The 8,372-nt window shown below is 54.7% G+C and carries 7 protein-coding genes and 1 tRNA gene; 3 read left to right on the top strand and 5 right to left on the bottom strand.

What is annotated here, in order from left to right:
- Positions 1-572 precede the first annotated feature (572 nt).
- Positions 573-645, top strand: a tRNA-Gln gene (locus MKMG_RS09645).
- 746 nt (positions 646-1,391) lie between these two features.
- Here MKMG_RS09645 and MKMG_RS09640 read toward each other — a convergent pair.
- From MKMG_RS09640 to MKMG_RS09625, 4 genes are all read right to left on the bottom strand, one after another.
- Positions 1,392-1,616: a hypothetical protein gene (locus MKMG_RS09640; protein ID WP_165077591.1), complete on the bottom strand. Its 225-nt coding sequence runs from the start codon at positions 1,614-1,616 to the stop codon at positions 1,392-1,394.
- Between the two features lie 212 nt (positions 1,617-1,828).
- Entirely contained in the window at positions 1,829-2,491 is a 663-nt protein-coding gene (locus MKMG_RS09635) for a DUF1614 domain-containing protein (RefSeq protein WP_254059159.1), read from the bottom strand.
- Between the two features lie 72 nt (positions 2,492-2,563).
- Entirely contained in the window at positions 2,564-3,163 is a 600-nt protein-coding gene (locus MKMG_RS09630) for a fibrillarin-like rRNA/tRNA 2'-O-methyltransferase (RefSeq protein WP_165077588.1), read from the bottom strand.
- Positions 3,160-4,017 carry an NOP5/NOP56 family protein gene (locus tag MKMG_RS09625; protein WP_165077587.1) on the bottom strand — a complete coding sequence of 286 codons (858 nt, stop codon included), beginning with the start codon at positions 4,015-4,017 and terminating at the stop codon, positions 3,160-3,162. The genes MKMG_RS09630 and MKMG_RS09625 overlap by 4 nt, the downstream gene beginning before the upstream one ends.
- A gap of 109 nt (positions 4,018-4,126) precedes the next feature.
- Here MKMG_RS09625 and MKMG_RS09620 point away from each other — a divergent pair, with 109 nt between their 5' ends.
- Positions 4,127-5,056, top strand: a complete 930-nt coding sequence (locus MKMG_RS09620) for a calcium/sodium antiporter (protein WP_165077586.1) — start codon at positions 4,127-4,129, stop codon at positions 5,054-5,056.
- A 53-nt stretch (positions 5,057-5,109) separates the two neighbouring features.
- On the opposite strand, the gene MKMG_RS09615 is transcribed toward MKMG_RS09620, so the two are convergent.
- Complete coding sequence (locus MKMG_RS09615) at positions 5,110-6,318, bottom strand: tripartite tricarboxylate transporter permease (protein ID WP_254059158.1); 1,209 nt, start codon at positions 6,316-6,318, stop codon at positions 5,110-5,112.
- An 82-nt stretch (positions 6,319-6,400) separates the two neighbouring features.
- Here MKMG_RS09615 and MKMG_RS11785 point away from each other — a divergent pair, with 82 nt between their 5' ends.
- Positions 6,401-8,275 carry an RNA-guided pseudouridylation complex pseudouridine synthase subunit Cbf5 gene (locus MKMG_RS11785; protein WP_371415213.1) on the top strand — a complete coding sequence of 625 codons (1,875 nt, stop codon included), beginning with the start codon at positions 6,401-6,403 and terminating at the stop codon, positions 8,273-8,275.
- Positions 8,276-8,372 lie beyond the last annotated feature (97 nt).

The following is an 8,372-nucleotide window of genomic DNA, read 5'->3' as shown; positions in this document are numbered from 1 at the left end:
GAAGGTGAGGCCTTGCTCACCAACGAATACGACTCCGCCCTGGGGCACAATGGTCAGGTCTGCAGCTGCTACAGGTGCAACTGCGAGAAATGCCACTGCCACAAGGGCAAGGAGTATAATACTAATTTTTGCTTTCATTCATAGCCTCCATACGATTAAGTTAAGGAACAGCATGGATTTTCGTCATATGACGAAAAACGATTCACTTTGCTCCATACTCCGAACGACGGAATATACCACAATATTTGACAAACACTTAATATATCCTTTGTGGTTGAAGTATTTTTAAGAAACGAACAAGACGGCGGAATAGCCCGTCAAAACTCAAATTTCCGGGCAATCCCACCACCGATGAGCATGTGGAGAGAATGCACCACCCCCCGTCATATCAACGGTGTGGGAGAAGTCCGATGACAATTATGGTCGAAAACTATCCGGAATACGCGCCCAACAAACCGGCAGACCTCATGCAGGAGCACCCTGCCGCCACACCAACGCATATCCGCACGACAATATCGTTAGATTAATTACCTGACAGCCACAACTAGGTAGAGCAATACTTTGCATTGCCCAGTCCGGTAGTGTAGCGGTCAATCATGTGAGACTCTGGATCTTGCGACAGCAGTTCGAATCTGCTCCGGACTATTTTTGATTCTTCTTTTTGAGATTATTTCAGCGATTACAACCAGATAGAAAATCCTCCATGCAACAATGATATTTGCCATTGGGGATCAGAATCAGTTATGAATACAGATTGTTGATCATAACATTCTTCTCCGATCACACAAAGAGACCACACCCCCTTTTAGGAATCTACACTCCCTCATGCCCATATCCTGCCACATCCCCGGCAGGTAAACGGGAAAAAACAGAGACATGAGAAGAGAAGAAAGATCCACACCCAACGTAACGCCCTATTCAACAGAAGGGTGATTCCACTTCTTCTTTACTGGCGTAGTGGTTTGCCCTCATCTTTTGTTTCCCAGCCTTTGATCCAGGCTCACATTCAGGGTGACGGGCACCGGACGTGCAGTCTGTTGCGTGCTGTCCGCCCCAACTCCCACAGCTGTGGTGTACGCATCTCGTTATTTTGGACAAAAACCAGGCAACCGGGGAAGAATATTGCTTAAACGACACATCCCCCGGATCTTTGCCCAGGAAAAACATGTCCACACAGGAGCCCGGAGCGGGCCGATCTCAGTCGGGACAACCGATACACCCTCCTAAAATATCCGCCAATAGCGACCCCTTAATAGTTCGCAATCAACCGCTATTTCAGCAAATAAAAGGCATTACAACCGTCATTTTCCGGCAGAAAAAATGAGCAGAAAATACGTTCATTTTGCCTTCCGATTCCCCTGCGCAGGGAGGCAAGAAGGGTGGATAACGGGTTACAAAAACAGGGGAGAGGCAGCACTTCCGTTTCCAATATCCAGATGGTTGTTTTTCACTTTTTCATACGTATTCTTTGCTTTCATTCTGTGTGGGTATTGTGAATGATGCCCAGGATGGTCTTGATTTGACAATTCCTGCGCGTATGCACGACTCACTTTTTCATTTTCACCCTTCCCGGACTCATAGAGACGCAGACGCACCCCTGTAAAATAATCAGACATGCTGAATGTTCTCCCGGTGGCATGAATACTTCCCTTACTATCTGTACATATCTCTATATATTGTACTTATTTAGAAGAATTAACGCCAATGCGGGGATTATTTTTTGTCTCTGTGTTTTCACTTTGCGTGTGAAAACCGGGTGAAATGGTGAAGACATCAGGAACAAAATCGCAGCGCCGACAGCACGAATCTGATCCGTCCGGTTATCCATTCAGGCAAGAAACGCCGCCAGAATGCCGCTGAGAAATATACCGTCAAACGTGCCCGCACCGCCGATACTCACCAGCGGTGCGCCGATCTTACCCAGATGACGCCAGTTCAGCAGGTCAGCACCAATTAATGTGCCCATCGTGCCGCTTGCAAACGCAATGGGCGGAGCTGCCAGCGGGTCACCAAAGGAGAAGAGAATGCCACACAAAAGGGCACAGAGCGGCGGAATAAATATCGGAGTCGTGATACCCAGCCCCGGAACCACCTTTGCCACAGCGTGCGTAATGCCCGCCACCAAAAGAATTCCCGCACCACCCCCCATAATGACTGCCAACGGCTGCGGGAAGAAGACGGGTGACGAAAGTATATAGTACACCAGATAGAGCGTGACAAAAAGCGGGATGAGGACACCGCCCACGTTGACGGCAACGGCGGTGTCCGGGCCGTCATGCATCGCGGCGATCCTGCCAAAGCGGTCCCTGAACTGATATTCACGGTTTCGCCCGCCTGCTATCTGTGTCACCGGAATATTGATGAAACTCCCGATGACAGACGCGATGATTAAAAAGAGGATCTCCCAGCCGGAGAAGCCCAGGCTCCTGAACGCCCCTCCGATCATCCCAAGAAAGAGCAGCGGAAGAAAGAGCAGTAACAATATTATCACTACAAGAATGAGCAAAAAAGAGAACGGATTGAAATAATACTGTCTCATTCCTCAATTGCCCCTATTCTATGTTCATTTTGTACAGATCATACAGGTATGATCCCGGTGAAATGGATCCAGCGTGCCGGACCAGACAATGGTCAGGCCCATCTCCCGGAGCGCCGTGCAGGTCTCTTCTGCCACTTCCTCTGACTTCTTCCTGACATCCACACTCCGTGCCTTCAGCATCAGAACCGCAATACCACCGTCTTTGAGGAAGGGCAGGTTCTTCCTGAGAATATCTGCCTGATTCGGCTGTGCCACATCCTGGTAGATCATATCCACCTGCTCCACAAAGCATCCATAAACCTCCGGGCGGTTTGCGTCCCCCATAATGGGCACAAGGTTCGGTCTGCGGCGTGCCACCTCAATAAGATCCTGCATCGGACGGGGAGCGAATTCAACGGCGTATACCGTCTCAACGTAATCTGCCACGTGGGAGACCGTCGTGCCGTTCGCCGCACCCAGGTAGAGCACCCGCATGTCGGCCGTCAGATCCAGCGGAGCACCGTTGATGATGGCTGCCGGAAGCTTGCTGCGGTGCGGATCCCAGACCCGGCATCCATTCAGCATCCGCTCGCCGTAGACACCGCCTTCTCCGACAGATACTATTGTTCCGCGAATGAGTTTCATTCCTTCTCACCTACCACATCAATCCTGTCCTGGGCACGTTCGATAAATGCCGGGTCCAGTTCACCACGATAATAGTCAATCTTCGCTGCAATCGCCAGTTTTCCGGCGACCGCACGCGACACCTTCCCCCTCACATTGCGGGGGGCGTTATGCACCCGGCGGTGCTGGAAGATGATACCGTGTTTGGGCGGCGGACTCCCTGACCGGAGATGGGAAAAGAGCGCCCCTTCAGCACCAAGCACCTGAATCGTGGACGCAGGCAGACCGGCAAGAACCGAGAGACCGCCCGCACGTTCCATCAGGCGTGCCGCCACCAGACCCCCGACAAGGGCACTGCAGTTGGGCATCACCGCATCCGTTCGCTTTGAAACATCCTGCATCAGAGAGCTACGCTGATCAGAAAGGCCATCGATCTCTGCACAGATCCGTCCGAGAGGCCCCCTCTCCTTCTTCATCACCCCGACCATCCGTTTCGCACTCATTGACTTGTACTTGCGGGAGAATCCGGGATTTCTGACGAGATACCACTCCACTGCCTTCTCGGTCAGCAGATTGACCACCTCGTCAATCTCGTCAAGCATCCGCACCATCTGGATCAGTTCAGCGTCACCTTCACTGAACGCCGCGACAATCTTACGCCGGGCATCCCGTATCGTGACACTGCGCAGCCGTGCAAGATACTCCTCACGATCTGCAAAAAAACCGCAGTCACATGCCTCATCCACAGAGACCGGGACAAAGCCGGTATCCACTTTTACCCGTATCGTATCGCACCGTTCCAGGACCCTGTCTTCATCGCCCTGGGCAGGAGTGCATACACCGTTGTCAATGTCACCGAACCAGTAGCTGCGCATCTACCCTAACATTGCATATCCCCACTAATAAATTGGTTGGAGAAGACGGTTTTCCGGCACAAACCAGCTTAAAGCCAGAGAGCAAATTCTGTTTCACCAGAGAATATCCATGATCGTTGCTGCAGCACTGTTATTTGTATTGGGTATGGCACTCCTTGTCAAAGGGGCCGACTTTTTTGTGAAGGGAGGCGGCGGCCTTGCTGCACGCTACGGAGTATCCTCAGCCACCATCGGGTTTACCGTCATTGCATTCGGCACCTCACTTCCGGAATTTGTGGTGAGTGTCAATGCCATCATCTCCGGCAACTCCGGGGTGGCACTCGGTAATGTACTGGGCAGCAATATTGCCAATATCGCCCTTGTACTCGCACTCTGTGCCATCATCAGCCCTGCCATGTTCATGTCCGGGCCGTCCGGAAAGGGCCGTGTGGAAAACGAGACCATCCTCATGATCGCAGCCACGGTCTTCTTTGCTCTGCTGGCACTGACCGGTGAGCTGACCCGGATTTCAGGCGTGCTGATGCTCGCCGCATTCTGCACCGTCCTCTATATCACATGGAAGAAACTCGGCACTGAACCGGTGGAACGCATCGAAGTGCACGGCAAAATGGACTGGGTGATGACTGTGGGCGGTCTTGTGGCAGTCATCATCGGATCACAGCTTGTCCTCGATGGTGCGATCACCATCGCCGGGGCGTTTGGCATACCGGAGTTTGTCATCGGCATGACCATCGTCGCATTCGGCACATCGCTCCCGGAACTGGCCACCTCCCTTGTGGCCATTCTGCGTGGCGACCTCGGCATATCGGCAGGCAACCTGATGGGCAGCAATATCTTCAACCTGCTCCTCGTCCTCGGCACCGGTGCCCTCATCCGCCCGATACCCATCCCGGCATATACCGATGTCATCATTATGCTGCTCTTCTCACTGGCTGTCATCCCGATTGTAAAGGGGAAACCCCGTTTCATCAGGATCTGGGCCTCTCTTCTCGTGGTGGCCTACTTTACCTACGTGATTGCCCTCTATATCGGATACTGACCAACTGAATCACACCCCGTTTTCAGGGCTGTTCAGTTCTGCAGACTTTTTTTTCAGAGAATATTGAGCGAGAAGAGAATGACCGGCAGCATCACCGCACCCATACAGAAAACCCGCCTGACATTGACAAGGGACGGGATAATCCCGACAAGGGTGGCACACACCAGTATCACCATGCCAAAATATCCTGTCAACAGGAAGGCCAGCAGCGTGACCGCACCTATCACCGTATAGCTCATCGCCCGCACCGGTATGCCCCCAAGGAACTGTGCACCCCGCCCGCAGACGATAGTAATGACAAAACCGCAGAGTGCGGCGGCCACTCCGCCAGCCAGAATCAGCAGCGGAGACGGCATGCCGATACTGTCCAGCACCACCATCACGCCGTTTCGCATCCGCCCCAGTGCGATGAGTGCCGCAAGGCCGAGGAAGGCATTCGACGTGTTCGCCGCACTGGTGGCGATGATATATCCCTTCCCCTCGCTGCCCGCCCGGAAGAGCGGCGAGAGGAGGGCGTTGGCCGTTGCATTGGAGAGGCCGGGCAGCCACCCCACCACAGCTCCGGCAACAGTGCCCATGCCCGCATGCCAGGCAAGGCTGCGTCCCCCAATGGACGGACCGGAGCGCACCTGTGCGGGCATCACCCCGCCGGAGGCACGCAGCAGGACCGATATACCAAAGAGTCCGGTCAGAAGCGGCATCAGAACAGACGATACGCCGGAGGTCTGGGAGATGAGCCAGGCATAGCGGAAGGCAAAGAGACCCAGAATACCGGAGAGAAGAAAGACTGCAGCAGACCATTCCGGCGATTCTGAACTGAGGATCAGAAGACCTGCAACGAGGACGAGAATGATGCCCAGCCACCAGTCGATATAGGGCTGCAGGCCCGGCAGAAAGAACATAAAGACGGCAAAGAGCGGCATCACCATCACCACCGAGACTGCACTCCCCAGAGCAGAGAGGCGGACGGCCTCCTCCCCGCGGCCCTGCATGCAGAGGGCATGCGCCGGGAGAACAGATATGGCGGTGTCTGCGTCCGGGACACCAAAGAATGTGCTGGGCACACAGTCGGTGAAGGTATGAACCACCAGGGCACTGAAGAGTGCAATCCCCACAGCCGGTGCACCGAGGATAAGAAGCAGCCCGCCTTCGGCTGCCACCAGCATGCCTGCCATGGTATTGGCATGGATGCCGGGGATAAGACCGCTTATCGTGCCAAGCATCATGCCAATGAGCATGCCCGCGATGATCTCCGTTGCCACAGATGATCTGTGGCATGCGGCAGGGAAAAAACATCCGTAACACAAAAAACAATGATATCTCAGGATGCATACATATAGTAACATGAAGATTGCAATCACCAGGCTTCCTGAGAAGGCAGGCTCCGACCAGTCACTCTGCCAGGAATTTGGCCACGAATGCCTCATCGTCTCCCCCATGCGGGCACAGGTGTACGAAGATGCCGTGCAGGCCTTTGTCACTGCCGCAAATGAGGAGACCTATGACTGCATCTTCTTCACGAGTGCCCTCCCCGCCCGTCTCATCGGGCCACTCCTGAAGACGGCGGCACGTATCATCGCAATAGGACCCCAGACCGCAGAATATCTGGCAGAGGGGGGCGTCACGTCTGAGACCCTGCCTGCCCATTATTCCCGTGACTTTGTGCCCTATCTTGGGGACTGGATAGCGGGAAAGAAGATAGGCATCCCCCGCGCCGATGTCCCGAACCCTGTGCTTATGGATGCCATTACAGGCGCGGGGGGAATTGTCCGTGAGATGCCGGTCTATGCACTGGAACCCACAAATGTGCCACTTGAGACAGGGGATGCGGAGGCCATTCTCTTCACGAGCGCCAATTCCCATACCTATGCCACATACCAGAAAGAAGGGCTGCTGCCGCTTGCCATAGGTGAGATCACGGCAGAACGGATGAGGGCGGACGGGACCGAGCCGGTTGCGGTCGGGAACGGCACCCTCATGGGGACACTCGCCGCACTGAACCACTATCTGGAAGAGAACGGGAACACGTCTGCGGGCCTTAATATTGACCTGCCACGCGGAGGCATCATCGCGGTGGACAAACCGCGTGGACCCTCCAGCCATGAGGTGGCCGCATGGGTGCGTGATATGCTGGGTATGCCCTGTGGTCATGGCGGGACACTGGACCCTGATGTCTCCGGTGTGCTCCTCGTCATGGTGGGCAGGGCAGCTCGCCTGGCACCGGTGATTCTCAGTCATGAAAAGGAGTACATCGCCCTGCTGCGCCTCCACGGGGATGCGACCGAGGAGCAGATCAGGGAAACAGCGAGAGAATTTATCGGTAAGAACTACCAGCGCCCGCCCCTGAAAAGTGCGGTCGCCCGTGCGCTCCGTATCCGGACGATGTACGAGATCGATGTGCTCGGTATCGACGGCCGGGACGTGCTCCTGCGTGTCCGCTGTGAGGCGGGCACCTACATCCGGTCCCTCTGCCGCCATATCGGATTTGCCATCGGCACCGGCGGCCAGATGGTCGAACTCCGGCGGACACGGTCCGGAGGATATGACGAAACGATGTGCTGCTCCCTGCATGCACTGCGGGATGCCGTAGAACAGGCAAAGAACGGAGATACAGAAGAACTCTCCTCATACATCCGGACACCGGAGTCTGTCCTTGAAGGCATACCGACGGTCACCATCCGTGACACCGCGGTTGACGCCCTCTGCCACGGGGCATCCCTTGCAGGCGTGGGCGTCACGGCCACCGACGCCTTCAAAAAGGACGCCGAGGTCGCGGTGATGACCGCACAGGGCGAACTGATCTGCATCGGCACGGCCTTAGCTGCCTCAGACGCGATTGTGCCCGGCGCAACCGGCATCGTTATCCGGCCGAAGATGGTCATCATGCAGGCCGGCACCTATCCAAAGGGCTGGGTCACAAAGCCGCCCGTAGTGAGACCGAGGAAACAGGAGAAAAAAACTGCACCCGCCCCCCGGACAGAGAAGAAGGGAGAACGGGTGGATAAAAAGAGTACTGCACCCGAACCCCGCAAATCGTTGCGCCCCGGACCGAAGAGACGCCCGGACAACAGTAAAGAATACCTGAATACCAGCAAAAACGGCAGGCGCCGGGGTCTCGCGGAAAAATCATCCAAAGATAAAGGCAAAAGTGGCGGGAAACAGGGCCAGAGCAAATATGGCGGAAGCAAATCAATCCAGCGAAAGAAAGGAAACCGCTGATATCAGGTCTGCAGATCCGTTAATTGTTTATCAATATTTCAATCAATTTTTTCAGTTTTTTTAGTTTTTCAGTTCATCCTGTTTTTCCATAGATCGG

The sequence above is a fragment of the Methanogenium sp. MK-MG genome (assembly GCF_009914725.1).
GTDB lineage: Archaea > Halobacteriota > Methanomicrobia > Methanomicrobiales > Methanomicrobiaceae > Methanogenium.
The sequence above is the reverse complement of the archived record's forward strand: the minus strand, read 5'-3'. Positions and strand labels throughout refer to the sequence as shown.

Excerpts from the sequence above, each read along its gene's own strand:
- MKMG_RS09640 (WP_165077591.1), bottom strand. The coding sequence starts at position 1,616 with ATGTCTGATTATTTTACAGGGGTGCGTCTGCGTCTCTATGAGTCCGGG.
- MKMG_RS09630 (WP_165077588.1), bottom strand. The coding sequence starts at position 3,163 with ATGAAACTCATTCGCGGAACAATAGTATCTGTCGGAGAAGGCGGTGTC.
- MKMG_RS09625 (WP_165077587.1), bottom strand. The coding sequence starts at position 4,017 with ATGCGCAGCTACTGGTTCGGTGACATTGACAACGGTGTATGCACTCCT.
- MKMG_RS09620 (WP_165077586.1), top strand. The coding sequence starts at position 4,127 with ATGATCGTTGCTGCAGCACTGTTATTTGTATTGGGTATGGCACTCCTT.
- MKMG_RS11785 (WP_371415213.1), top strand. The coding sequence starts at position 6,401 with ATGAAGATTGCAATCACCAGGCTTCCTGAGAAGGCAGGCTCCGACCAG.